Annotated in this window: 23 protein-coding genes and 1 pseudogene; 2 read left to right on the plus strand and 22 right to left on the minus strand. The window is 36.9% G+C overall.

Going from position 1 to position 26,055, the window contains the following annotated elements; all coding sequences use genetic code 11:
- Positions 1-11 precede the first annotated feature (11 nt).
- The 15 genes from H9650_RS01995 to H9650_RS02065 form a co-directional block, all read right to left on the minus strand.
- Entirely contained in the window at positions 12-2,609 is a 2,598-nt protein-coding gene (locus H9650_RS01995) for a VWA domain-containing protein (protein ID WP_191696436.1), read from the minus strand.
- Positions 2,593-4,353, minus strand: a complete 1,761-nt coding sequence (locus H9650_RS02000) for a vWA domain-containing protein (RefSeq protein ID WP_144537870.1) — start codon at positions 4,351-4,353, stop codon at positions 2,593-2,595. The genes H9650_RS01995 and H9650_RS02000 overlap by 17 nt, the downstream gene beginning before the upstream one ends.
- Before the next feature lie 11 nt (positions 4,354-4,364).
- Positions 4,365-5,240 carry a DUF58 domain-containing protein gene (locus H9650_RS02005; RefSeq protein ID WP_144537868.1) on the minus strand — a complete coding sequence of 292 codons (876 nt, stop codon included), beginning with the start codon at positions 5,238-5,240 and terminating at the stop codon, positions 4,365-4,367.
- Complete coding sequence (locus H9650_RS02010; RefSeq protein ID WP_144537866.1) at positions 5,237-6,229, minus strand: AAA family ATPase; 993 nt, start codon at positions 6,227-6,229, stop codon at positions 5,237-5,239. Before H9650_RS02010 ends, H9650_RS02005 begins: the two co-directional genes overlap by 4 nt.
- A gap of 11 nt (positions 6,230-6,240) precedes the next feature.
- Complete coding sequence (locus H9650_RS02015) at positions 6,241-7,704, minus strand: hypothetical protein (RefSeq protein ID WP_191696437.1); 1,464 nt, start codon at positions 7,702-7,704, stop codon at positions 6,241-6,243.
- Between the two features lie 12 nt (positions 7,705-7,716).
- The gene (locus H9650_RS02020; protein WP_151110697.1) at positions 7,717-8,565 is read right to left on the minus strand and encodes an ABC transporter permease; all 849 of its coding nucleotides are present in this window, start codon (positions 8,563-8,565) and stop codon (positions 7,717-7,719) included.
- Position 8,566: 1 nt separating this feature from the next.
- Positions 8,567-9,496, minus strand: coding sequence for an ABC transporter ATP-binding protein (locus H9650_RS02025; protein WP_191696438.1), 930 nt, complete (start codon positions 9,494-9,496; stop codon positions 8,567-8,569).
- Complete coding sequence (locus H9650_RS02030) at positions 9,496-11,892, minus strand: hypothetical protein (protein WP_151110701.1); 2,397 nt, start codon at positions 11,890-11,892, stop codon at positions 9,496-9,498. Before H9650_RS02030 ends, H9650_RS02025 begins: the two co-directional genes overlap by 1 nt.
- A gap of 58 nt (positions 11,893-11,950) precedes the next feature.
- Complete coding sequence (locus H9650_RS02035) at positions 11,951-12,826, minus strand: LysR family transcriptional regulator (RefSeq protein ID WP_144537858.1); 876 nt, start codon at positions 12,824-12,826, stop codon at positions 11,951-11,953.
- Positions 12,827-12,938: 112 nt separating this feature from the next.
- Entirely contained in the window at positions 12,939-13,391 is a 453-nt protein-coding gene (gene cbpB, locus H9650_RS02040) for a cyclic-di-AMP-binding protein CbpB (protein ID WP_144537856.1), read from the minus strand.
- Between the two features lie 218 nt (positions 13,392-13,609).
- The gene (gene fadH, locus H9650_RS02045; protein ID WP_144537854.1) at positions 13,610-14,380 is read right to left on the minus strand and encodes a 2,4-dienoyl-CoA reductase; all 771 of its coding nucleotides are present in this window, start codon (positions 14,378-14,380) and stop codon (positions 13,610-13,612) included.
- A 461-nt stretch (positions 14,381-14,841) separates the two neighbouring features.
- Positions 14,842-15,570, minus strand: a complete 729-nt coding sequence (locus H9650_RS02050) for an amino acid ABC transporter ATP-binding protein (RefSeq protein WP_186318120.1) — start codon at positions 15,568-15,570, stop codon at positions 14,842-14,844.
- A gap of 27 nt (positions 15,571-15,597) precedes the next feature.
- Positions 15,598-16,263, minus strand: coding sequence for an amino acid ABC transporter permease (locus tag H9650_RS02055; protein ID WP_144537847.1), 666 nt, complete (start codon positions 16,261-16,263; stop codon positions 15,598-15,600).
- Positions 16,264-16,296: 33 nt separating this feature from the next.
- Complete coding sequence (locus H9650_RS02060) at positions 16,297-17,079, minus strand: transporter substrate-binding domain-containing protein (protein WP_191696691.1); 783 nt, start codon at positions 17,077-17,079, stop codon at positions 16,297-16,299.
- Between the two features lie 318 nt (positions 17,080-17,397).
- Complete coding sequence (locus H9650_RS02065; RefSeq protein ID WP_191696439.1) at positions 17,398-17,961, minus strand: flavodoxin family protein; 564 nt, start codon at positions 17,959-17,961, stop codon at positions 17,398-17,400.
- A gap of 116 nt (positions 17,962-18,077) precedes the next feature.
- Here H9650_RS02065 and H9650_RS02070 point away from each other — a divergent pair, with 116 nt between their 5' ends.
- A complete protein-coding gene (locus H9650_RS02070; protein ID WP_191696440.1) occupies positions 18,078-18,992 on the plus strand; it encodes a LysR family transcriptional regulator in 915 nt (304 codons plus the stop codon).
- 210 nt (positions 18,993-19,202) lie between these two features.
- Here H9650_RS02070 and H9650_RS02075 read toward each other — a convergent pair whose 3' ends face one another.
- The 7 genes and pseudogenes from H9650_RS02075 to H9650_RS02105 all read right to left on the minus strand — a co-directional run bounded on the left by H9650_RS02075 (position 19,203) and on the right by H9650_RS02105 (position 24,162).
- Positions 19,203-19,739, minus strand: coding sequence for a GrpB family protein (locus tag H9650_RS02075; RefSeq protein WP_151110713.1), 537 nt, complete (start codon positions 19,737-19,739; stop codon positions 19,203-19,205).
- Between the two features lie 83 nt (positions 19,740-19,822).
- Positions 19,823-20,011, minus strand: a pseudogene (locus H9650_RS02080) (DUF1569 domain-containing protein); the annotation flags it as partial.
- A gap of 624 nt (positions 20,012-20,635) precedes the next feature.
- Positions 20,636-21,733 (minus strand): L-dopachrome tautomerase-related protein, encoded by a 1,098-nt coding sequence (locus H9650_RS02085; RefSeq protein WP_144537841.1) that lies wholly within the window; start codon positions 21,731-21,733, stop codon positions 20,636-20,638.
- Positions 21,734-21,982: 249 nt separating this feature from the next.
- A complete protein-coding gene (locus H9650_RS02090) occupies positions 21,983-23,119 on the minus strand; it encodes a zinc-dependent alcohol dehydrogenase (RefSeq protein ID WP_151110717.1) in 1,137 nt (378 codons plus the stop codon).
- A gap of 24 nt (positions 23,120-23,143) precedes the next feature.
- The gene (locus H9650_RS02095; protein ID WP_144537838.1) at positions 23,144-23,506 is read right to left on the minus strand and encodes a spore coat protein; all 363 of its coding nucleotides are present in this window, start codon (positions 23,504-23,506) and stop codon (positions 23,144-23,146) included.
- A 16-nt stretch (positions 23,507-23,522) separates the two neighbouring features.
- On the minus strand, positions 23,523-23,729 hold the full coding sequence (locus H9650_RS02100; protein ID WP_144538241.1) for a spore coat protein: 207 nt from the start codon (positions 23,727-23,729) through the stop codon (positions 23,523-23,525).
- 148 nt (positions 23,730-23,877) lie between these two features.
- The gene (locus tag H9650_RS02105) at positions 23,878-24,162 is read right to left on the minus strand and encodes a hypothetical protein (protein ID WP_144537836.1); all 285 of its coding nucleotides are present in this window, start codon (positions 24,160-24,162) and stop codon (positions 23,878-23,880) included.
- 69 nt (positions 24,163-24,231) lie between these two features.
- On the opposite strand from H9650_RS02105, the gene H9650_RS02110 reads away from it, so the two are divergent.
- Complete coding sequence (locus H9650_RS02110) at positions 24,232-25,914, plus strand: sensor domain-containing protein (RefSeq protein ID WP_191696441.1); 1,683 nt, start codon at positions 24,232-24,234, stop codon at positions 25,912-25,914.
- Positions 25,915-26,055: the final 141 nt, after the last annotated feature.

A 26,055-nucleotide genomic window follows, 5' to 3' on the forward strand; every position in this document is an offset into this window, starting at 1 on the left:
TGCGCTTTTATCTATCTTTTTTTCTTTTCTCTCACAAGCTTTTCCATATTACTGGTCGTTTTTGTAGCGGGAGAAGTTGCTTCTTTTTTATTTTTTCTAAAAGGTGCTATAAGCTGTTTAAATCCAAATCTCCTAATTGTTATGTCTATAAAAAATAGGATGATTGCCGCCAAGATTAAAAACTGTCTTATAGGTTGCTTTTCCGAGCTAGTCATACCGATATCTCGAAATACCTCTGCTGGTTCACTTAAAAGTTCTCCATCAGTTCTACTAGTGATTAACTGAAGGTTTTGTACATTTGGCTGTTGAACCTTATATTCTTCACTGTAGGGAATGGATATCCCTGCTTGATAGATAGCATCCTTCTCATTAGAAACTCGGAAAAATACTAGTCCCGGCTCGCTCTCAACCGTAACTCTGGATTTTCCAGGTGCCAATGGCTCGGAGGTTACAGCTAACTCTTCCCCTTTTTCATTAACTGCTGCCACCTCGATAAAGGATGAGCTTCCCGAAGGATCTGTCACCGTATAACTTCCATCGGTAGATTTTTGAATGGTAAAAGGTACTTCACTATAAGATGGAAGCATTCTAGAAATAGCTGTGTTCCAAAAATCACCCCAATTATTCCAACGTGCAAAATCTCCGCTCCAAGCACCCGTAGAATCAGAAGTGAAGGCAAGAGTTCTTCCTAAGCCATACATCCATTCAGCCAAAACTGGGTCTTCCTTCTCGCTCTGAGCTATTACATTTGCAGTTTGCTTGGCAGTAGTTGCTATATATGCATTCATCTGTGGAACACCATCAACGAACAGACTAGACCATGCAGGGTCTCCATAAATGGTAGGATAAAATGGGTTATCCTCTATATAAGTTCTAGAGATGATAGCTGTTTCAGTAGACATAATGGCAGGAATTGTAGATTCATCCTGTACTTCATAAAAAGTTCCCCCTCCCATTTCTGCAAGGCTTTCTAGCAAAGCACGGTCTGCATCCTGTCCAACGGCTACTGTTGAAACAGTAATATTATTCTCTTTTCCCTCTTCGATTAAAGTTTGATAGTCATTAGAGGAACTAGATTGACCATCTGTCAGTAAAATAATATGTTTTCGTTGTAGTTTTAATGGCTGTAACTGCTCATATGCTAGGGCAAGACTTGTATATATCTCAGTTCCTCCACCAGCACCTACAGACAAGATTTTTTCAACAGCTGCTTCTCTATCTTTAAGAGGCTCTGTCTCAATAATTTGCCATGGACGATCATCGAACGCTATGAAGCCTAAATGATCATCATCTCTAAGCATTTCTACCGAACGAGCAGCTGCCTCTTTCGCATATTCCATTTTCGAACCAGACATGCTTCCTGATCTATCCATTACAATAATAAGCCCTAGTGAAGGTAATTGTTGCTTCCCTTTAACTTCCATCTCAACAGGTAATAACTTTTCGATTGGAGTTTTAAAATAACCACCTAATCCAAAGCTATTCTGCCCACCCACCATCATAAAGCCGGTACCAAAATTTTTAACTGCCTGCTCAATCACATTCATTTTTTGCTCGCCAACTATGTGTCCTGGCACGTTGTCAAAAATAATTGCATCATACGCAAGATAATTAGATAAATCATATGGAAGAGAGTTTGCGGTGATAACATCAGTTGTAATGGCTTCTTTGTCAATAACTAAAGGAATATTAGTAGAAGTATCCTCATTTGTAACAACCAGTAGCCTTGGAGAACTCTCTACATTAGTTACACTCGTAAGCTTATTATTTTCAATCAAGGCATCCCCCTGAACAATTACCTGTACTTCATATTTTAACAGACCCTCACCCTTGGAGGTGTTGCGGAAAGTATAACTATTAGATCCTTGCTCCAAGGCGACTTGCTCTCTACTTAGTAGTTGATCATTTTGATAAAGTAATAATTCGCCATTTGTAGCCTTAGTCGCTTGGAGTTCTACATTAAGCTGCTGTTGCTCTCCTTCGAAGGCTACAGGAGGTGTTTCAAAGGATGTAACAGCAACGTCCTCCGATGATACTCTCTCAAGCTGTACTACATCTACGGTTACATTACTGCCAGCTATTTTCATAAGCTCGTCTGCTATAGTTCCGCTAGTCTCAATTCCGTCTGTAAATAGAACAATTCTTGTTGCTTTGTTTGGTTCTATTATTCCGGTTGATAACTGTAACGCTCTAGCGATATCGGTGTTACCTGGTGATTTCATAGGACTAAAAACAGGAAGTTTTATTTCCTCATCAGTCAGGGGTATCTCCGTTTGAAAATCCTCTGCAAATGTATATACGCCTACTAAATGTCTATCTTTTCGAGAATCTAAGCTTGCTTCAATCCATTCACTTACCTGCTGATCAGTTCCTTGTACTGAAGCGGAACGGTCAATCAGAAAAACAATCTGTTCCTCTTTAATGGGCAGCAATAAATATGGATTTGTAAGACCCAGCACTAAGCAAACTATAGCAAGCACTCGTATAAAGAAGACAGTCCTTCCCTCTTTCCTCAATATATTTCTGTCCTTTTTCCATGTCCAAACAAAATAAATGAGAATAGGTACTAATAATAGTAAAAGCAGTGGTTGATCAACTCGTAAATCCACGGCGTCTTTGCACCTCCCACTCGATAACAAACAACAATAATAATAAAACAATTAAAAATGGAACAATGGAATACTTTTCATAGTTCTCATCCTGCTGTTCTACTCCCAGTCCTCCAATAGAATATGAGGAACCTTTTATAATTTCTTTTTCTTTTTGAGATATTGCTACTGAAAAATATTTTTCTTTCTCACCAGAACGTATAACATATAAACCTGGTTTTCTAGGAGCAACAAATGCTCCTCCATTCTCAATAGAATATTCATAAGAATCGTCTAGCGTATAAATTTCCCACTCATTAGTAGCGCTACCTAAGGATTGTGGTTTTCTCTCATTCGGAGTGAAAGATCCTAAATAAGTATTACTATTAGATAGCTGCTCTTTCACACTCCACATAAACAATGGGAAAGAAGGACTTAACGGCCAATCTGTCATTTGTATATCAGAAAGTACAATAATATCTCCCCTTGGAGAGATCTGTATAAAGGGCTGCTCAGCAACTGTTGCTATCGTTTTATAGCCCTCCACACCCGGATATACGCTACTTACATAGATATCCGAAAGGTCAGCAAAGGAAAACAAAGGGTGATCATCCGTTTGAACAGTTCCATTAACCTCTACAGGATTTTCATCATTCCTTCCGATAAATAAGGCAGGTCTTTCTAATTGATCTACTAAGCTAAATTGATTAGTAACTAGAATTCCCTCCTCCTTCACTAGGCTTACCTGTTCCGCTGGTATACTACTCATGTCAACACCAAGTGATTGAAAGGCAGTGCGTACCAAAGTGTGAAGAGAGCTATCTATGAAAATCTTAGAGAGTTGATCCTGCAAGAACACGGTCATCTCGTTATCCATGAGATAATCGTCTTCCACATCTATAGTTGCCTTCAGAAAAATTGCCTCCTGTAACTCATCAAAGGAAAGGGTGACTGTTTCACCCGCAGGCAATCTAACGGATTCTTTAACCAATTCCCCTTCTCCATTTGACAAGGTTAAGGACACTGTTTGCTCTTCTCTATTTTGACTAGCTAATTGGATCAAGGCTGAAGTTCCATTTTTCATCTTGGTTGCCCCAAGGCGTTTGATAGATATGTTGGATACTTCCTTAGTTTGACCGATTACATTCCAGCTTACATTTTCATATTGTAACGGCAAGGTCTGACGATCTATCTGATCTGTAAACACATATACCGAAGTAGCTTTATTTTGAAAAAAGGATTGAGCAAAATCCAAAGTTTTTGAAAGATTCTCATCCTCATAAGTCACTTCTAACTTATTTATTACTCTTTTAATTTCATTGATATTCGTTTCCTGCCTTAAAGCTGCGACAGGTTCATTTCCCGTAGTAATAAGTGTCAATGGCTTTCCAGATAACTGTTCAACCAGATCGAGCATTTCCTGCTTATGTTTGTTAAATAAGATAGCGTCATCCACGTTAACCTCCATCGTGGCAGAAGTATCCACAATAAAGACAATTTGCTCACCAGCAAGTGCTTCTTTTTTCAAAAAAGGTTGAATAAGTGCAATTACGAGCAAAATCATTGCTAACATTTGCAAATAAAATAACGCATTACGTTGAAGATGCTGTAAATAAGGAGAGGCCTTTGTCTCTTTCATCACTTCATCCCAAAAAAGAGTTGAGGAGACAGATTGCTTTTTATATTTCTTTCGAAAAAAGTAATATAATAGAACGGCAATCGGAAATATTACTGTCCATAAATATGGTAATTGACTAAAACCCATATATATTCACCTCATTGCACCCAATTTGCTCGTAGTAATTGATGAAATATTACATGAGAGATACCTTCATCTGCATTTACCTGTAGAAGTCTCACTCCGAATTTACTACAAATATTCTCTAAACCACGCTGATGTAACTGATGTTCTTGTTCGTATGTCTCTATTACTCTAGATGACATAGAAATATTTAATCGCTGAGAAGTTTCTACATCCTCTAGTTGAATATCTCCAGAATAAGACGGAACAAGTTCCTCATTTGTGACAACTTGTAAAATTCGTATATCTCCAGCAAAACGAGGTAGCTTTTGTATAAGAGATTTTAATGTTTCCAAGTCTTCTAGGCAATCTGTAATAAGGAATAATACCGTACTGTCTTTAGGTAGAAATGAGACGGCGTTTTTTGCAAAGGAGTCTGCCATGGTAGGCTCTTTTAAATCAGTTATTACTTGGGTAAATGCTTTCCGGTAGGTTGCTCCTTTTCTTCTAAAAGGTAAATTTTTATCATTAGTAACGGCAGCAAATGATAATCTGTCATCTCTTTGGAGTACAAGAATTCCTAAAGAAGCTGCTAACTGTCTTGCAAAATTCCACTTTAGAGGATCACCCATCGACTTAGATGAGTCTAATAAAATATGTACTCTCATTTCCTGCTCATCTAAAAAACGCTTAATAAAGTATTTATCTGTCCGAGCATACACATTCCAATCGATTTGGCGAACGTCATCTCCTGGTGTATATTCTCGGAAATCAGAGAAATCTAGAGAAGCACCAAATCTTTGCGAGCGATGAGACCCTTTATGTTGCCCGCGTAGTTTAGACTTGGTTGCTAAAGACAAGCGACTTAGCTTTCCGCTCCAATCCTTTGGGATTAAATATTCTTTACTCATACATTTTGTCCTTGCTTAACTGTTTGTAGAATAATTTCTATTAAGTCATCCGCGCTTTTACCTTCCGCTTCTCCCTCATAATTAAGCAGCAAACGATGCCTTAAAACTGGTTTTACCACTGTTTTAATATCTGCTATAGAAACATGATAGCGACCTGCTACTAGGGCACGTGCTTTCGCCAATTTTATAAGGCTCTGTAAACCACGAGGTCCACTTCCATATTGAACATATTGCTGTACCTCTGAAACTACAGAAGATTCTGGGTGAGTGGCAGCGATAATATCTACCGCGTACTCCAACATATCATCAGCTATCAATACTTCCTTCACCATTTGCTGTGCGGTCACAATATCTTGTGCATTCATTATTTTACTCAACTCAATAATTTGGCTTCCAGTAGTTCGCTTAGAAATTTCCATTAACTCTTCCTTAGTTGGGTAAGAAACAATTATTTTACATAAAAATCTGTCCATTTGTGCTTCTGGTAAGGGATAAGTCCCTTCCATTTCTATTGGATTCTGAGTAGCTAACACAAAAAATGGTCTATCCATCTGCTTAGTTTCTCCAAGCACAGTTACTGTTTTCTCTCCCATTGCCTCTAAGAGAGCACTTTGAGTCTTAGGAGTAGCCCGGTTAATTTCATCAGCTAACACCATCTGACTAAATATTGGCCCCTTTTGAAAATTAAATTGCTGTTTTCCATTCTCTAATCGTTCAATCATGCTCGTACCTGTAATATCAGATGGCATTAGATCTGGCGTAAATTGAATACGTGAGAAAGAAAGGTCAAGCACTTCAGAAATGGTACGAATGAGCATAGTTTTACCTAGTCCAGGCAATCCCTCTAAAAGAGCATGACCATCTGCTAAAACACAATAAATTGAAAACTCTACTGCCTCTTTTTGGCCAACTATAAATTGACCAATCTCATGGCGCACTTCCTCTAATCGTTTACTCATATTCATATAGTCTTCAGTTGTTAACTCCATAGTTTCCTCCATTAATTATTATTTTCTACGGACGAGAAGTAATCCTGAACAATCCGCTGTAAATCAGAAGGTAGTTGCATTCGTTCTGAGCTTTTCAAATAGGAATCTGAATATTCATTAATAACTTCTTCATAAGGTTTGGCTGTGCCTCTAGTAGTTGGCGCCTCCGCTGGTTCTTCGCTAGAGAAATTTCCTTCACCAAGATTTCCACCATCTATAGTAGTTTCTCCAGTGCCCCCAATTCTTGATGGAATCGATAACAGATCTCTTCCTCCAGAACCTTTACCAGCCCCCGTACCTTGGCCTTGGCCTTGACCTTGGCCCTGACCCTGACCCTGGCCTTGACCTTGACCTTGACCTTGACCCTGACCCTGACCCTGGCCTTGACCTTGACCTTGACCCTGACCCTGACCCTGGCCTTGACCTTGACCTTGACCCTGGCCTTGACCTTGACCTTGACCTTGCTGATTCTGACCTTGTTGACCTTGCTGATTCTGACCTTGTTGACCTTGTTGATTCTGACCTTGTTGACCTTGTTGCCCTTGTTGATTATTAGAACTAGTATTAGGACTGTTATTATTAGAATTCTGATTACCTTGTGCTACATTATTTGATGAAAACGGAAGCTTTTTACCCATTTTGCTAAGAGTAGACTGCGCAGTGGCAGAACTTTGAGATAATGCGCTATTCGCTGTTTCCAAGGAAGCAAGTTCTTTCTGCTCTTTCTCTGACAAAGCTGAACTTTCTTTACCTTCATTGTTCGCTAATTCTTTCTTTTCCTCTAATTTTTGTTCCTTTAATGCAAGTTCCTTCTGTTTTTTTATTAATTCTCTAAGTGCTTCTTCGGCCAATTCAGTATTTTTCAGTTTCTCTTTTAATTCCTCTAAGTCTTTTTTTACTGACTTAGCTAATTCTTTTTTCTCTAATTTTTCTACTTCCTTCTTAATGTCATTGATCACTTGCTTTTCTTGTTCAATGTCCTTTGCCTCTAACTGCGTGGTAGCAGGAAATGATGCTAATAAAAACACCACTGCAAGGGAGATTAAAAAGCCTATGGACCACCTAGCCTGAAAATAATGCTTTTCTCTTTTTTTAAATTTATCCAAAGCTTCCTGGCCATTCTTTGCTGCTTTTTGCAAAACTCCTTGAGCAAGTGGAGAATTATTATTTAAAAATGATACGGCAGTTAAAAGGACATTATCAGAAAAAAAAGAATCCAATTTATACAATGCTGTTTCTTTCGTAGGTCTCTTCCAAAAAGCTCTTCCTAAAAGAAGAAAAAATACAATACCCGCTAAAGACCAGGCATATATTGTGTAATAGGGAAAAACAAATAAGCGAGATACTAGTAGAATTACAGCAACAGAAAGAAAGGCGTAAAACAAAGCTCCTTGTAACATTTTAAAATAATGCTCTGTTGTAAGGCTGCGTTTTGCTCTTTTAATCCATAGCAATAATCTGTTTCTGTTCTCCATTTATTTTCCTCCTTACTTATATTTCTTCATATTAACCCGTAGTTTCTTTACTGCTATAAAAATTGTTAAAACCGTTAGCAAAACATAAAAAATTGCATATCCAGCCCAAATTGGAAAATCTATATTAGTCGTTTGGCTTATAAAGTCCGTTGAACTAGACATTGTTAAATTGATCATTAGTATAACCGGATTAATCGTTGCAAAAAAATGGGCAATGGGTTGAGGAGTCGTGGCCAATGCCCCAGTTGCCAAGCTATTCATTCCTGTAAGAACAAGATAAATGAAACCTGTTACCCCAGCTAGAAAAATCATCGTACCATATGTTGCAATCATCGACACAATCGTTTTTCGAATAATTGTAGAATACATAATCCCTATTCCACCGACCGCCAACATAGTTAAAAAGAAAAACAAAAATATTAGTCCGAGCTGCCCTGGGGAAACTCCACCGAATAGAAAAACAAAGCTATACACGGGTAAGCCCGCTACTAACAGTAACAGCAAGAATGCAATCGACGATGACAATTTACCCATAATAATTTGAAAAGAAGTTTGCGATGTTGTTAATAATATGTTCAATGTTTGCTTCTCACGCTCCGAACTGATAGCACCAGCCGTGAGACCCGGAGTGATAAAAAGTATAAGACCGAGCTGGATATAAGTGAGCATTACAAACATGAAAAAGCTTTCCTCGGGTCTAAAATAACCTGTGCCCGTAAAAGAGGTCGTTAACAGGATAAAACCAAACACAAATATAGACATAGCAATAAGATAAAATAGGATTCCTGTGAAACTTTTTAGAGAGCGAAAACGTAATTTTATCTCTTTAATAAGCACTGGATTACTTAATGCTTGCTTCATCTTATTTCGCCCCCTTTGTAATTTCCATAAAGACATCCTCTAAATCTGTCTCTGTTTCTGCAAATGATATAACCTTTATTTGCTGTTCCACAGCTTTTTTAAGCAGACTAATTTGATCTTCCTCTGTACCTCTATAGTTAAAGGTAACTATATTTTTAACTGGGTCAGTCTCTACTTTAGAAGCAAAAGGATCCTCTTCAAAGAAGGTGCTAGCATTTTCAAGCAAACCTTTTACTTTGACGGTTATATGCCTTTCGCCAGCAAGCTGCGCTTGAATTTCTGACACCGAACCATGAGCAATCAATCGGCCTCCGTCAATGACTCCAATCTCGTCACACATTTCTGCAAGCTCTGGCAATATATGAGAGGAGATTAAGATGGTTTTCCCCATATCCTTTAACTGTCTTAATATGTCTCTCATTTCGATTCTAGCTCTCGGATCTAGACCAGAGGCTGGCTCATCTAAGATTAAAACCTTTGGATCATGTATCAATGCTCTTGCTAAGCATAAGCGTTGTTTCATACCTCTAGAAAGAAGATCTACATATTCGTATCTTTTATGTGTTAAGTTGACTAGCTCTAATAATTGAGGAATTAGAACCGCTCTATCTGCTTCCGGTATGCCATAAGAAGCTCCATAGAAGTCCAAATACTCATTTGCCTTTAGTTGGTCGTATACACCAAAAAAGTCTGGCATATATCCAATCTGTTTTCGAACCTCATGTGGCTCTGTTTTAACACTTTTACCATTCACCAGCGCATCACCAGAGGTTGGCTGTAGTAGTGTTGCTAATATGGAGAAGGTGGTAGATTTACCAGCTCCATTTGCTCCAACAAATCCAAAAACAGTTCCCTCTTGTAAAGTTAAATTTAAATCATTTAAAGCATAGAACGAGCCATACTTTTTAGTTAGTCCTTTAATCTCTATCATTACTTAACCTCCCCTTTAATACGTACCTCTGGAAGTCGTGTATATGGATCTCCATTATTGGAATCCTTAATTAATTTATAAATAATTTCTCCATCCTGATTGATATAATCTAATATATTTTCTTTTACTGTAAATCTACTTTCTTCTATAGGCTCATATATTTCTGTTTTATTGTTTAATAACTCGATAGTATGGGAGTTTCGATCTGTATTAGCTATTTGTAATTGTGTGTATTTTACGCCTTCTACAGGAAGATTCTGAGGTAGTTTCCATGACGTAATATACTCACCGTCGTCTAAATACCACTCAAAATTACTATTCTCTACTGGTTCCATATATTTTCCAAAAGAATTTGTTTCAACATTTACCATAAAGCTAGTTGCAGGTAGTGTAAACTCGCCTGATAAAATTGTCTCTGCCTCAAAAGGTTGTATTAGTAAGTTTAGAGCAGACATTTCTACTTTTTTCCCTTTAAGTTCAATTGGAACAATATTCTCCTCTACTAATGCAGTAATCGCTGGCTTACCACCAGTTTGTTCAATTAATTTGCTTGTAGAGTATAAGGATTGTTTACGTTGAGTTATTAAATCATCTTGGTTCATTGTATTTTGTCCCCAATTACCACTAGTATTAATAAAAGGATTAGAGGTTGGGCTTAACATTACGGATCCTAAGTCTTTGTCGACTTGCATTTGTTCTCCAGGTTTTAGGTCTCCTAGCACAATTAGTTTTGAACCGGACCAAATCGAAACTTCTTTAAGAGCAAATGGAAAATTATTAGTTAAAGTACCGGTTATTTTACTGGCCTCCACTTTAAGGTCAGAAGCTAGTTGCCCTGCATTTGGAATATAGGTTTCTCCATAAAAAGAAGATACGGACCAATACCCTAGATCCCTGAATGTAAGATCTGATCTGTTGGAGCTTTTTTCTAGAATAACATTTTCATGTATATTAGTAATATTGCCTGTAAAGGAATTAAAATTTCGTTGTGCGACCATAGAAGTTGAATTTGGTGAAGTAAAAGAGAATTCTCCACCCTTATTGCTTAAAATCGATTCGGCGTAATAGCCATTTAAACTACCATCTTCATTAACATATAAGAAAGAGGATTGTTGTACTTGAGGTCGAGCGATGCGATCCTTTGCACCATAGCCAAATATCCCAGCCGAAGTTAAAATAGCGATCAATGGGATAATCCCCCAAGCATATTCTCTTTTATCCTTCCGTTTCAAGATAAAGTAAAGAAGCGGACCGACTAGAAGCATATAAATAATTACAATACCAATCATCAGCGGTGTCGAAACTTTAAAAGAAGCAAACAATGAATTTGTCTCTCCAATTTCATAAACTAGCTGATCCTTAAGATTGTTTCCATACATATAATTAGTTGCCTGCGTATTTACAGGCTGCAGCACTGCTTTTATTAGCTCTTTATAAACATCATCTTTTGCAAGAGGTGAATCACCTAAGGAAAAGGTTGTTTGAATAATAGCTCCACTACCTAGTGATTTTTTAGCAGCTATCAATGTCCCATCTAAGTTGATTAAGGGCTGCCCTCCATCTGTTAATGTAGCATCGTGTAGAGTAAGATCCTGTGATAGTAATTTACCACCTGTTATAGTACTAATTTTTTCAGGTGAAAGATTTTTTGTGACTCCTTGTAAATTTAATGGAAGATGTTGCGATAGTAATCCAAGCTCAGCCGATGTATTTTCAGAAGCTCCGACAAGGATATATCCCCCAGAACTCACATAATCAATAAGCGCATTCTGCTGAACTTCTGAAAGATCCGCAAGGACAAATTCATCAATAACTATATAATCCGCCATTTGCCAGGCTACACCCTCTGATGGAAAAATAAAGTTATTTAGTTGACCTAAATGAATTACTTGAGCATTCGATTGCTTTAACTGATTTAAAACAGTTAAACGATCGGCACTATTAGTCAGTGTCATGTAAAAAACAGAAGAAGGATCCATCATGTTAGCTTTAAGATTTTTAGATCCTTTATAATCAATTGACTTTCCTTTTTCCCAGCCACCTTCGTAAAAATGAACAAGTTGGATATTGGAGCCTGAGTATAAGTAATCATCGCTTAAACCAGAAGAAGCTATTTGGAGCGTTTTTGTTTCTCCAGCCCCTATTTCAAATGGTATAGCTTGACCATTACCTAAATTATAAGACTCGAACATATCCAGCACGATATCCCCCGAAAAGGCATCACCTGAATTTTCCACAGTAATGGTTATAGGAAGTCCTTCCCCATACTTTGCCTTTCCGTCAAAGCCAAGATTAATCTTGACCTGTAAGCTTGGAGCTGCTGAGGCATCTGATGGATATATACTAAAAATGATAAAAAGTGCGACGATGGCCAAAGCAAACTTGCGTATCTGCATATTTTTTCCCTCCTATTATGTATATAATTTAGTACGTTTTTCCCCAAAGAAAGTTCCTTTATTGGAATTTCTTCGCATGTTCATTAACAATTTTTACAAAAGCGTCAACTTGTGGAAGGTCAAAAGAGGCGTCGTAACCTATTAACCATGTATCTCGAGTGAGTTCAAACTCTTTTTCGTTATTCGTTAAAGGTATCTTATTCACATTTTCATGGCCTGTCAGCGTAATTGAAGGTAAAATAGCATAGCCAATCCCATTTAGCGCCATTTGTTTACATGTTTCAATTTGGTCGACAATAATCTGACGCTTAGGATTTACAGAAAAGTGCTTTTGCCACCATTGCTGAATTTCTTGGTAATAGTTCGAGTCACTCTTAAATTGGATTAATGGCTTTTCTGTAGTCAAAACATCGTCAATAGCTGTCATGTCTTTGTCAACCAAGTATAGCGTGTCTCTAAATAAGTGCAGTTTGTTCCCTTTCCAATCTGTTTGCCCACGCACAATTCCTATTTGAGCTTCCCCGTCATATATTGCTTTCACAATTTCGGAGCTCCAACCGGTTAACAAGGAAATTTTAGCCTCTGGATAAGTTTGTACAAAGTCCTTTAGCACTTTGGGTAGCCAGTTTTGACCTACAATAGAGGCACAAGCAATTTTTAATGTTCCATGAACCTTGGAGTTCAATGATTGAATAGCTTCGAATACTTCTTCTCTTTGCTGTAGCATATTATTGGCAAACTCAATTACTAGCTCTCCTTCTGGAGTAGCAGTGAGACCTTTTTGCGAACGTAAAAACAATTTTGTCTGCCATTCCTTCTCAATTGTTTGTAGGCGAAGAGATAACGCTGGCTGAGAAAGGAAAAGTCTCTCTGCAGCTTTTCGCATATTTTGTTCTTCCGCTAATGTTTTGATAATAAGATAGTCCGAATTCATTTTTTAGCCTCTTTCTTTAGAATGTATTCTTTAAATAATAGGAGTTAACTTTAGGTGGATTCACTATAAAAAAAAGGCCCTCTGTAAAAGGCCTTTTTCTGTCTATATATAATTATACTTGAGATTCCTGGGATTGGTATAAATACTTCTTCATTTGCTTTAGAATAACTCTTCTAGTTAAAATTCCCATAAATGTTCCTTCATCATCCACGACACATACATATGGATTATTAACTAACAGATCTAAACCTTTTTGGAATTTTTCTTCAATATGAATAGAGGCAATGTCTTTTTTCATAATTTGATCAACTTTTAGATCTGGCAAACGCTCATATTCAATATGTTCTAAACCAAGTATTTCATCTGTAATCTGTTGAGTGCTAATCAATCCTTGAAGGCGATATTTAACGTCAAGCACAGGAATGGATGAATATCCCGTTTTCGTTAATACCAAAAGTGCATGTTCTGCATTGTTGCCTAATTGCACATGAGCAACCTTCTCGGCTGAAATAATGAAATCCTTAATGGGAATTTGTAAAAAATCCTTACTACTTACAAATATCATTGAATCCTACTCCTTTGTCTGTTTTCATTAATTGAAAACACAACCTATAAAACTATGATAGCATATGAAAGGAATAAAAAACTATGAAATCGCTTACAATTTATTTATATTTTTTTTAGACTTAATTGGTCAATTTAAAACCAAGGTACTCCACTAATGCTCCCTCAGCATATCCCACTTATATTTTTATCTACCTTATAACTAAAATAAATGATTAGTTAAAATGGGAATTGATTCAACCATTGTCCACCATCAAGTGTCACAATTTCACCATTCATGTAGGATGCTTTATCAGACATAATAAATGTTGCCAGATCTCCTATTTCCTCAGGCTTACCTAAACGTTTTAAAGGCACTGCTTGAATTGTTCTTTTCGCTGCTTCTTCTGATTCCCAGAGCTTTCCTGCTCCCCCAGTGCGCTCGATAGGACCTGGAGCGATTCCATTTACTCGTATGCCGTATTTACTGCCCCATTCTACTGCAAGAGTTCTAGTTAAAGACATAACACCTGCTTTTGCTGCTGCAGAGTGGGCCACACCGGCTCCTGCTCCCCATGCATATGTGGCTAGCATATTTATAATGGAGCCCTTCGTTCCTTTATTGATCCAATAGTTGCCTACAGCACTAGAACAATAAAACGTACCATTAAGTACAATATCAATCACTGTCTTCCAGCCATTTGGAGAAAGCTTGGCTGTCTCTACAATAAAGTTACCAGCAGCATTGTTAACTAATCCATCTATACTGCCAAAAGTCTTGTCAGTAAATTCTACCATTGCTGCAACATGATCGGGATCTCTTACATCCATTTGAAAAACTTCAATATGGTCCCCAAGCTGCGCTATTTCTAGCTTTGCATTTTCAAGCCTTTCCTTGTCCCGACCCGTAATAACTACGTTCGCTCCCTCAGCAACAAAACTCATTGCCATGTATTTACCCATACCGTTAGATCCACCAGTAACAATAATCGTTTTCCCTTTCAACAACATATAAACACCCCTTTATAAATTGAATGAACATTCACTCAATATTTTAGCATAACCAGTATGTAAAAGCACTCTCTCTTTTATTACATTGATTAAGTGTAAGAGCGGTTAGATTTCCTCTTCTATTCTTAATGATTTTCCTATAAGGCAATAAAAAATAACAAGCATCTCAAAATACTTCCCCCTTTATCTAGAAACACTAAACAAAGCCTTTACAATATTAAAGATTAATATCCATTAAAAAAATCACCTCTCAGAAAATCAGAGAGGTGATTTTAATTTATAATCGAACTAAAATGTGAATATTAATGCATAACTTTACAACTACGGTTACTAACTAAGTTGTAAATGGACAAATTGTCCAATGACATTATAGTTGGTAGCTCAAAATTCAATAGTTTTAAAAGTCCAAGTACAATTAAAATACGCGGTCATGCCTAGATATATAAACAAAATTTCATATTTTATTTCAGAAATGTCGTCTTTAAAAACTCCTGAGTTCGCTCTTCCTTTGGATGGCTGAAAAATTGCTCAGGGTTGCCACGCTCGACAATTTTTCCATCGTGCATATACACAATCCAATCCGCTACTTCTCTAGCAAATTCCATTTCATGGGTAACAACAACCATCGTCATTCCTTCTTCAGCCAATTTTTTCATAGTTGTTAAAACTTCTCCCACAAGCTCGGGATCGAGTGCCGATGTTGGCTCATCAAAAAGCATAATTTCTGGTTCCATCGCAAGTGCTCTAGCAATCGCCACCCGTTGCTTTTGCCCGCCTGATAGTTTACTGGGATAGACATCTAACTTATCCTCCAAGCCTACTTTATTCAGTAATTGTTTTGCTTTCGAGATAGCCTCCTCTTTGTCAACTCCTTTTACCATAATAGGTGCTTCGATAATATTTTCCAAAACAGTTTTGTGTGGGAACAAGTTAAAATGCTGAAATACCATTCCTACCTTTTCCCTAATTTTATTGAGGTTATCGGTGCCTGGGTCGACTTCATTTCCTTTAATTATAATATTGCCGTTATCCTTCCTTTCTAAAAAGTTCAAACAGCGAAGAAGAGTACTTTTACCCGAGCCACTCGCTCCTATTAAACAAACGACATCGCCCTCGTAAACTGTCATATCGATATTTTTTAATACATGTAAGTCTCCATATGATTTATTCAATTGATTAATTTTAATCATTTCCTTTGTGTCCAATGTCCTCGTCTCCTATCTGTCACTTACTGCTAATTTCAGTTCAAATCGGTTCACTACGAATGTCAACAGCGCCACTAGCAATAAATAGTAGACTGCTACAATGAGTAAATAGGTCATTTCGTCAAAATTATTGGATCCTAGTGTTGTCGCCACATTGAACAGTTCATTCATGGAGATAAATGCGGCTAACGAAGAATCTTTTAACCCGATGATAAATTGGTTGCCTAAAGGCGGCAGCGCTCGGCGGAATGCCTGCGGAAGAATAACCCTCCGTAATGTCAGTACTTTTGTCATCCCCAAAGAGCGTCCTGCCTCCATCTGTCCTTTATCGATTGCCTGAATCGCTCCTCGAAGGATTTCGGAAATATAAGCTCCATTATGTAACGCGAGGGCAAATGAAGCAGCCCAGAAATCAGGAAGGAGGAAAATCTCGCTTATTCCGAAGTAGAGGATAAATATTTGAACAATTAGCGGTGTTCCGCGGACCAAATAGACATATGCATCTGAAATGAATTCTAATATTTTTATTTTAGAGATTTTTAATAAGGCAAAGAAAAGACCAATAATTATTCCGAATAAGATAGAAACAGCAGTCAGCTCTAATGTTAAAATCATGGCTTGTATGAATACATCTTTTGTTTCTATAAGTGTGTGAAAAAAATGTGAAAAACTTGGCAATGTATCTTCTTCCTTTCTTTCCCTGGTATTGATTTATTCCGGTTTAATGGTAATATCCTCACCAAAATATTTGATGCTAATTCGAGTTAGGGTCCCATTTTCCCGGAGTTTCTCCAGCGCTTCGTTTACTCGCTTCAATAGTTTTGGATTATCCTGGGGCAGCACAATCGCTTGTTCACTACGATCAATTAACTGCTGCTCTTTAATCTTAAATCCTCCCTTTGCAGCATTTTTCCCAGTAACAAAATCTGTGATTACCGCATCATGACGTCCGCTGCTTAATGCTTGTAAAGCTGTAATATCACTGTCATATGTTTTTATTTTGTCTGTATACTTAGAGGCTGTATCGGCATAAGTCGAACCTTTTGCTACAGCAACTTCTTTTCCCGCTAAATGGTCGACAGTCTTAATTTGACTGTCCGGTCTGGTGAAAATTTGCGGTCCAGAATAATAGTAAGGCGTAGTGAAGGAAACATGTTCGCTCCGCTGCGAATTAATCGTGTGGCTAGCAACAGCTGCATCCGCACGGCCTGTTTTTACCCCTTCTACAATCCCTTTGAATTTAATTCGCTTTTGAACCGGCTTAAGACCCATTTCCTTAGCGATGGCTTCGCCAACCTCAATATCAAAGCCTGACATGGTGAGATCATCATTCATATAACTAAATGGCTTAAACTCACCAGAAGCAGCAAAAACAAATTGATCTTTATGTATAAGTTCAGATCCGTCGGCAAGCTTATCCTTCTCGGCACAAGCAGATAAAAAGCAAATCACGATCAAACTGAAAACCAATATTAACTTTTTGTTCAACCACATGCTAACTATCAATCCCTTTCACTCTTATTTATTTCTACAATACCCCTAGCTAACTAAGTAGCTAACTAATGAATGTTTAATACCCCATTTACTCCCCGCATAAACAAAAGAGTGTCAGGCACCTTTAATGGTGCCTGACACTCTTTGTATAACATATTCCTTACACGTTTCATTTTATGAAAGTGGTAGGCTCGCAGAGGGGGGTACATACTGCCTTTTTACTGCTACGGCTAGAAATGATCTAATTATACCTCATTTACTTATGATATTTTCTTTAAGGAGATCCGATTCTCTACCTATAGTTGCTTTCATAACCATCTATTCTTTCTCTGCGTATAGTTCTGATTTGAGTTTTTCATTTAACCAAGCAGCTTGCAATAAAGCGCGACTATCTTTAAGTATTTCCTCCGGTTGATTAGCTTCTCCAATAATATAAGATGAAAAGGGCATATTTAAAAAGTCAAATGTATATTGAAACTGCTGAATAAGAGGCAGCCCCTTTATCCTTGGGTCATCGCCACCAACAACTACAACGATTGCTCGTATTGTTTTTAAATGCTCTCTCAAATTTGGATATTTTTCATCTCGAATTGCTTGACTAAGTCGGTCTATCATATTCTTCATTAAACTTGACATACTATACCAGTAAATCGGTGTTGCAAAGATTAACACGTCGCTTTTCATTATTGCTTCAACCAATCTATCATAATCATCATTAACTGCCTGAAAGCCATTTCTTGTATGACGTAAATCCACAATCGGTCGAATGTATAAGTCTTTTATATACACTTTTTCATGTTCAATATCTTGTACTACAAAATCCGCCAAGAGTTCGCTATTTCCACCTTTTCTCGAACTACCAACAAGTATTGTAATCTTCATATTCCGTACTCCTTCCTATGCATCGCTGTATAAAAAGTATATAATTGCCTCAAGAATCAATAAAGCTGAATATAATGATTAAATCAATCGGATATTCCGATATAGAGGTGGAAACATTGGAAACAAAGCATTTATATACATTCTTAACTGCAGCACAGACTTTAAATTTTACTCAAACAGCTAAAATGTTGGATTATGCACAGTCAAGTATTACAGCACAAATCAAATCAATAGAGGAAGAGCTAGGAACACCTCTATTTGAACGATTAGGGAAACGGATTTTCCTTACAGAGGCTGGTATGCAATTAAAACATTTTGCCGAAAAGATGATCAAACTCGATAAAGAAATGCGCGATGCAGTAACAGGTGAAAATGAACTTAAACCAATCTTGACAATTGGTGCACAAGAAAGTCAATGTACATACAGATTACCGGTTATACTACAGGAATTTATACAGTTGCATCCTCAAGTCAAACTAATATTTAAACCTGTCCATACGAACGAAATTGCAAAGAACTTATTACAAACTGATACTCTAGACTTGGCATTCATCACCGATACACGAAAGATTGTGTCAACCATCCATACTGAAACTTTGCTAGAAGAAAATATAATGCTAGTCGCACCCCCTACACATCATTTGCATAAAAAAGAAAAACTGACTTTAGAGGAAGTAGCAAAAGAAACGATTTTATTAACCGAGAAAGGCTGTTCTTATAGAACACAATTTGAAAGTAAGTTCCAACTAGAAGGAATATACCCTGACAACGTGATAGAATTTGTCAGTATTGAAGCTATTAAACAATGTGCGATTGCAGGATTGGGCATTGCACTTTTACCCAGAATGGTTGTGGAAAAGGAACTTAACAGTGGTTCGTTACTACAATTACCTATTTCTTTAGCATTGAATCAAATTTATACAGAGATAGCTTGGCATAAAGACAAGCATATCCCCTCTTATTTAGAGGATTTTATTCAAATCGTTCGCGGGCATTACAAGAACATTCAATGTAAAATGAAAGAAACCTGAAATACTGCCTTCAGGTTTCTTGTAAGTAAAGATACTGTACATCAATTTTTTCTTATTCAAGTTCTCCCCCCCTTTAAAACTCTTATTAAATTAAACTAAAATGCTGCATAAGTTCAATAGAAAAAAAGCTTTACTCCTTCTTGGAGTGAAGCACCCATTAGTTGAACAAGATACTAAAAAATATTAATTATTATAGGCACACTAAATACATTATTTCATAACTCTCTCTAATATCTCACTAACAAATTTAGTTTTACCCTCAGTGTAAGTTGCTCTGTCTATCGCATTCTTTGCCAAATATTTCTTTAACTGTTCATACTCAGCAACTGCCTCTGTATTGTTACGAAGATAATTTCTAAATGCTAAATGTCTGGCTAGTTCTTTACTATCTTTATTGCACACATATAAATGGTGTTCAATCCAATTTGTATTTTTTTCATCCCACGGAACTAATGGATCCTTTCTTCCAAAGGCTTCTCTACCCTCAAAACTCCAATTTTCTTGATGATAGTAACCTATCTTTTTAAGACCTTCTATAACAGCAGGGAAAACACAATAATCTTCTATTACTACATCTATATCTAGAATTGGTTTGGCACTCAGCCCTTTAACTGATGTGCTTCCAACGTGTTCCACGCATATTATTAAATCACCTAAAGTTTTTTTAAGGAAACCTTCTAATAATATGAATGATTTTTCCCATTTCTCGTTGTATGTAACTATTACAATACCAGACAGATTACTCATCCGAATTCATTAAAACTAATTTAATCATTATTTTTCTCCCCCTTATAATTGTAACTTCTATAAAACAGTATTCAGTTCCTTCTTATTAATATCCCTAACCAGCCTCTCGGAGGAAAAGCATTTCCCATTGCAATGTCTTGGAAGGATGAACAATGTGCCAGCATTTTGGCAACATCCATTTTACCCCATTGTGGTTTTGAATTTCGGCTTAAATTGTCTATTCGGTTTAAAATTTCTTCCTCTGAGTCCGATTGATTAAAAATATCCTTCATTTTTGTAACCCCTTTGCATATTTGTTACCACATATCGCTAATTGATTACTGAACTAAATGCCCATTTATTTCAACAAGAAAATAGCATTACCTCATCTTGAAGTAAAGCACCCGTTAGCCATCCATGAAGCGCAGAATCAGTGCTTAACCACAGAGAATGAGAATGATTAGTGGAGTCTATACTAATAATCTACCGGAAATAATAGACTTATTAATGTCCAATCTCACTTTTTCTAACTATTAGACAGGGGTCTTCTTAATTATTAATTTGGATATATCTTCTTCCCCATAAAACACTCTAACTCCTTGATTACAAATTCTAAGAAATAGCTGGAAAAACAGCGGCTCCTTTATTTACTAACATTTTATAAAAGAATGAATAAATACGTTTAAAATATTCAAACACATCAGATTTCCATCACTAAAACTTAATTCAGCAGTTGATTATAATCGTACCCACTTCACCATTTGCTTCTTTTTCATCTGAGGGTTCGTTTTTAGAATAAGGTAGATCTTTTATTGTAGTTTATAATCCGAATCGTTTCTTGCACAGATGCCTGTTTCTTATTTACTGACAAAAAAGGCAGCTCCCCCATGAGGGATAGCTACCTTCGTTTAAGATTATTATGAAAAGGTAGGAGCAGGGAATTCATCAATTCTCATACGAAATAAACTGTATGGTTTTTCCCGCAAGTCTCTTCCATAATGAAATCTCGCCTGCCGATGTAATTGATTCACTATGACATATAAGTATTGATCGGGGCCAATCGAAAAAGTATCCGGCCATAAAATTCTCGGGTCATGTGCGATGGTTTCCATTACGCCATTCGGCAATATCTTCCGGATACTGTTGTTTTCGTAGTCTCCCGCATAAATGGTTCCTTTTGCGCCGGTGATCATTCCATCAGACGCGCCTTTTTCCCCCCAATACTGCACATATTGGGATAAATTAATGTCCTGTATCCTACTGTCTCTTAGGGCTTCTGTTGAGATTGAGAACAGCTGTCGGCTGGTTAGCGGAGCATAAAATAAAACCTTTCCATCAGAAGAAATTGCTAAACTATCGGAAGCCAATTTAAATGGGAAAGTCGAGCCGTCCGGGTTTCGATTCATCAAAATTTCACCTTCTACTTTCGGTAAAAAATAGGGATCAGGTGAAGTTGATATTGCCCCATTTAACCGTCTAAACGCGTTCCCACTTTCTAAATCTACGACAATAATGCCCCCTGGCCCTCTGGAAGAAGAATCTGTTATATATGCATAGCCTGCTCTTCCAACCCGAAAATCCAAACGGACATCATTCAAATAAGTTGTTAGCAAGACAACATCTTCTGTAAAGGTATATACTCTCCTTATTGTATTCGTGCTTAAATCAACAGCAATTAATTTTGCTCCCCCTTGAATAGGTTCAGAAAAATTTGGTGCCCCTGTGTCTAATACCCAAAGTGTTCCTCTTCCATCAGCAACGATACTTTGGACACTGACGAAAGACATCGTAATATTTCTAGTATTAACCAAATTAGCTTCTAAACTGGGATAAGGCTGCAATTCACCCTCAACAATTTCCGCCACAGTAAATTGAACGTTGTCTCCCCATTTCGGAAAGCAAACAAAAATACGACCAGTTTCGGAAACGCTGACACCTGTAGGCATAGCCCCATAAAAAGCATGCACCAGTTCAAACTGCCCAAAATATTTTTCCATAGGTAAAATAGGTTGCATGTTATCCTCCTCATCAAATTTGAACGAATATACCTATATATGCTGAAGTTTTCTTTTAATGCCTAGTAATTGATAATTATTTCTATCGTGATTGGATGGGGACAATCCATGTTTATACAACAAATTAACAAATTCTGATTAAATAATATTTCATCACGAGCATTTTTCTATAAAGGAATAAAATTATTAGTCTTTCCAAAATCTAAAAAAGCATCTCATAAGAGATGCTCGAAAACTAACCCGGTATATTTACGGTTTTAGTACAACTTTTATACAGTCTTCCATTTTGGTGTCAAATATTTCATAACCATGCTTAGCTTGATCTAAAGGAAGTACATGAGTGACAATATCACTTGGATCAACCTTACCTTCTGCAATTAAATTATATATATGCGGCATGTAGTGAATAACTGGAGCTTGGCCAGTCCTAATATTCACATTTCGTTGAAAGATGTCACCCAATGGGAATGCATTATAACGTGCCCCATAAACTCCTGTAATTTGAATTGTTCCACCTTTGCGAACAGCTTGACTTGCAATTACTAGAGCTCCCATGGCTCCTCCTTGTAATTTTAGACCAGATGCAAGAAATTCCAGTGGAGTCATTTTTCCACTCATTCCTACGCAGTCAATGACTACATCTGCTCCACCCTTTGTTATTTCCTTTAAATATTCACCACAATTTTCATGATCTTCAAAGTTAACTATCTCTACGTTATTCGTACGTTTTGCATGTTTTAAACGATAACCAACGTAATCAACTGCAATAACTCTTTTAGCACCTTTTAGCCACGCGAATTTTTGTGCTAACAGACCAACTGGACCGCATCCTAAAATTACGACCGTATCCCCTGCTTTCACTCCCGCATTGTCTACACTCCAAAATGCTGTTGATGCAGCATCTGCAAGTAACACTAAACTTTCATCCGCTACTTCACTGTTTTCTGGAATCTTAAAAGGTGTAAAATTAGCATATGGAACTCGCATAAATTCCGCTTGACCACCTGGGAACCCACCCGTCGTATCTGAGTAACCAAAATATGCGCCCATTTCTCCATTTTCATTCGCATTGTCGCATTGACTTTCTAATTCATTATTACAGTACCAACACTGACCACATGCTATATTAAATGGGATTATAACACGATCCCCTTTTTTAACTTTCGTTACATCCTTACCGACTTCTTCTACAATTCCCATAGGTTCATGTCCAATAACATAATCCTCTCCTAGGTTCGGTATCATCCCATGAATTAAGTGTAAGTCTGATCCGCAAATGGCAGTAGTAGTAAGTTTAACTATAATATCATCCGTTTTTTGGATGCTTGGGTCTTTCACGTTTTTTACCTGAACATTTTTAACACCTTGAAAAGTAACAGCTTTCATTATTGAAATCTCCTTCTTTATTCATTATTTCTTCGGTGGGCTTGGAAACATTCCTTTCCGATTTGTAACGCCCGGAAAGAGATTTAAATTAGCTATATCTACTGCATTTTGAGCGGATTTAATATCCAAAAGTTTTTGAAGTTCCAAATCATATGGGTTTAACCATTGTTTTTTTATCATGAGATCTACAATTTCGGAATATAAGGCAATGGTTACATCAAGTTGCTCCTGTAATAACTTTCTAATTGTAGGTGTTGCCGTTTCTGTCAATGCAATTGAAAGGTTTCTAATCCCAGTTTTTGTTGATAACAAAAATTCAAGGGCTATCCCTGAATCAGTAAGTTCCGGCATGCCAACAGAATTTATAGGGTCTAAATAGTCATTCATACGATCCGACCTCCGATTATTTTAATTCAGAATTTGAATATAATTTAATCATTGCAGTTAAAGCAGGTATAGATTGTTTTACGTCCTTCTCCAGTAGTGCTTTTAGATCTTGGTCAAAAACGATACCTTGCATCATTTTAGATTTGAGTAAACATACTGTCTTAAAGTTAATTACTTCATGAAATTCCAAAGTTTCATGAAGTGCTAATTTTTTTTCAAACATTCCTCCACCTCCGAATTTTATCATCCATTGAAGATTGCCCTAAAAATGAGATTTATATTCAGAAAAATTAAGATCCTTAAACGGTGTGTATTATTAAAATAGATTTATAATCTTCAAGAGAAACCTTCCATTTGACTTTTATTCGTGACTAATCTTTTTCCAATGTGTTACCACAAGACATGTTAGAAGTTCTCACCGAAGATGTAATTGCTGTAAGCGAAATTAAAGTAGTTAGCGACTGAAAAAAACTACTAATCGCATTAATGTCGAGTGAAACTATTAAGCTCATCGATGGAATAAGCAAAGGGCTTTGTGCAAACACACAAGGTCGACAGGGACGGTCTGTTAAGGAAACTACTACAGATGTTTGATCATTCAAATTCGTTTCTAAAGAAGTCCCTTGCAAGTGTTGTGAATCTGATTTCACCTTCATATTCTCTTCTCTTTACCGATAAAAAATAAGATTAAGAAGTAATTTATGTTGGGTCATTAGGGGGTCACAATGAAAGAGCGAAATATAAAAGGATTAAGCCAGACAGAGTTGACTTTGATTGAATACTCATATGGTTTGGATTCTTCAATAGATGGAATTGGCATTACAGATGAAGATGGTAAATTTGTATTTGCAAATGAAGCTCATGCCACCATGTATGGATTTACTAAAGAACATCTGTTGAATAACACCTGGCATATTTGCTACGATGAAGAAGCATTGCAAGGAATTTTAAATTCTTCTGTTATTCCCATCTTAAATGAAAGAGGGCTTTGGAGAGGCGAAACAGTTGGAACCAGAGTAGACGGAACGAAATTTCCGCAAGAGCTTACGCTTTCCAAAGTCGAAGAAACAAACAAAATTGTTTGCGTTGTAAGGGATTTAACCGACATTAAAATCAAGGAACAACATATCGATTTCCTAGCAAATCATAATGAATTAACCAATCTTCCTAACAGAAGAAGTCTTGAAAGAAAACTTGCCAACATAAAGCATTCCAGTACAGTTTCAGTTCTATTTATGGACATCGACAAGTTGAAGCTGATAAATGATAAGTTTGGACATAGAGTGGGTGATGCGTTGCTAGAAGGAATAGCTGAAACATTAAAATCAATCCAAAATGAATCCATCTCTGTGTTCCATTTAAGCGGTGATGAATTTATCGTATTAATCACCAATAAAAGCCAAGATGTTTCTCTTATGATTGCTGAACAGATTATTGAACAAATCAAGGTTCCTTATTTCATTGAAGGAAATGAAATATATGTTACTACTAGTATAGGCGTAAGCTACTTTCCTTCTGATAGTACCGAATTAACTGAACTGGTAAATCTTGCAGACATGGCTATGTACTCTGCAAAACAAGCTGGCAAAAATAATTTCAAAATCTTTAATAAACGCCTAAAGGAAAAGCAAGACCAAAAAATTAAAGTTGAAACAGAACTGCGGAAAGCAATTGAAAATAATGAGTTTCTTCTTCATTATCAGCCTAAGATAGATTTGGCCACTTTAGAACTCAATGGACTGGAAGCGCTAATTCGTTGGAAAAACCCCGTGCTAGGTAATGTACTTCCTATGGATTTTATTCCAATTGCTGAAGAAACAGGCTTAATAGATGAAATCGGGAAATGGGTTATCAAAGAGGCTTTAAATCAGATTTCTAGATGGGAGGCAAAAGGATATTCTCTTGTTAAAGTGTCAGTGAACGTTTCTCCTCATCAGTTTCGCTATACCAAATTAACTGAGTATATAGAAATGTGCATGATGGCCACAAAGGTGGAACCTAAATATTTTGAGGTTGAAGTGACAGAAAGCGTTTTTGAAGATTTTGAAATAGTACTTCCTATCCTTTCACAATTAAAAAAAATGGGTATTGGCATTTCGATAGACGACTTTGGGACGGGTTACTCTTCTCTAAGTCTATTAACGAAACTACCCGTAGATACGTTGAAAATTGATCAGTCTTTTATTCGTGGCGGAATGCACGACTCCAAGGACTTGGCTCTTGTTAAATCAATAATTGATATAGGAATAAATTTAAACCTAAATGTAGTTGCTGAAGGAATTGAAACAGACAAGCATGTAAATCTCCTTAGGGAGTTTGGATGTCCCAGTGGCCAAGGGTATCTGTTCAACCCACCTTTAACTGCGGATGAAATTGAAGAAACCTACCTAATTCCTTTAGTCCAATAAGAAAAACTTTTATGGCCAACAAAAAAATATCTAAAAACAGCCACCTACCAAATTAACGGTTGGTGGTTTCTATTTCATCTGACATACAACAATATTCTGTCAGCTCATCAAAGTTTTCATTTGATATATGTAGTAGTTGGC

Source organism: Psychrobacillus faecigallinarum (assembly GCF_014836595.1).
GTDB classification, from domain to species: Bacteria; Bacillota; Bacilli; order Bacillales_A; family Planococcaceae; genus Psychrobacillus; species Psychrobacillus faecigallinarum.

Excerpts from the sequence above, each read along its gene's own strand:
- H9650_RS02000 (WP_144537870.1), bottom strand. The coding sequence starts at position 4,353 with ATGGGTTTTAGTCAATTACCATATTTATGGACAGTAATATTTCCGATT.
- H9650_RS02005 (WP_144537868.1), bottom strand. The coding sequence starts at position 5,240 with ATGAGTAAAGAATATTTAATCCCAAAGGATTGGAGCGGAAAGCTAAGT.
- H9650_RS02010 (WP_144537866.1), bottom strand. The coding sequence starts at position 6,229 with ATGGAGTTAACAACTGAAGACTATATGAATATGAGTAAACGATTAGAG.
- H9650_RS02015 (WP_191696437.1), bottom strand. The coding sequence starts at position 7,704 with ATGGAGAACAGAAACAGATTATTGCTATGGATTAAAAGAGCAAAACGC.
- H9650_RS02020 (WP_151110697.1), bottom strand. The coding sequence starts at position 8,565 with ATGAAGCAAGCATTAAGTAATCCAGTGCTTATTAAAGAGATAAAATTA.
- H9650_RS02025 (WP_191696438.1), bottom strand. The coding sequence starts at position 9,496 with ATGATAGAGATTAAAGGACTAACTAAAAAGTATGGCTCGTTCTATGCT.
- H9650_RS02030 (WP_151110701.1), bottom strand. The coding sequence starts at position 11,892 with ATGCAGATACGCAAGTTTGCTTTGGCCATCGTCGCACTTTTTATCATT.
- H9650_RS02035 (WP_144537858.1), bottom strand. The coding sequence starts at position 12,826 with ATGAATTCGGACTATCTTATTATCAAAACATTAGCGGAAGAACAAAAT.
- cbpB (WP_144537856.1), bottom strand. The coding sequence starts at position 13,391 with ATGATATTTGTAAGTAGTAAGGATTTTTTACAAATTCCCATTAAGGAT.
- fadH (WP_144537854.1), bottom strand. The coding sequence starts at position 14,380 with ATGTTGTTGAAAGGGAAAACGATTATTGTTACTGGTGGATCTAACGGT.
- H9650_RS02050 (WP_186318120.1), bottom strand. The coding sequence starts at position 15,570 with ATGATTAAAATTAATCAATTGAATAAATCATATGGAGACTTACATGTA.
- H9650_RS02060 (WP_191696691.1), bottom strand. The coding sequence starts at position 17,079 with ATGTGGTTGAACAAAAAGTTAATATTGGTTTTCAGTTTGATCGTGATT.
- H9650_RS02065 (WP_191696439.1), bottom strand. The coding sequence starts at position 17,961 with ATGAAGATTACAATACTTGTTGGTAGTTCGAGAAAAGGTGGAAATAGC.
- H9650_RS02075 (WP_151110713.1), bottom strand. The coding sequence starts at position 19,739 with ATGAGTAATCTGTCTGGTATTGTAATAGTTACATACAACGAGAAATGG.
- H9650_RS02085 (WP_144537841.1), bottom strand. The coding sequence starts at position 21,733 with ATGCAACCTATTTTACCTATGGAAAAATATTTTGGGCAGTTTGAACTG.
- H9650_RS02090 (WP_151110717.1), bottom strand. The coding sequence starts at position 23,119 with ATGAAAGCTGTTACTTTTCAAGGTGTTAAAAATGTTCAGGTAAAAAAC.
- H9650_RS02095 (WP_144537838.1), bottom strand. The coding sequence starts at position 23,506 with ATGAATGACTATTTAGACCCTATAAATTCTGTTGGCATGCCGGAACTT.
- H9650_RS02100 (WP_144538241.1), bottom strand. The coding sequence starts at position 23,729 with ATGTTTGAAAAAAAATTAGCACTTCATGAAACTTTGGAATTTCATGAA.
- H9650_RS02105 (WP_144537836.1), bottom strand. The coding sequence starts at position 24,162 with ATGAAGGTGAAATCAGATTCACAACACTTGCAAGGGACTTCTTTAGAA.
- H9650_RS02110 (WP_191696441.1), top strand. The coding sequence starts at position 24,232 with ATGAAAGAGCGAAATATAAAAGGATTAAGCCAGACAGAGTTGACTTTG.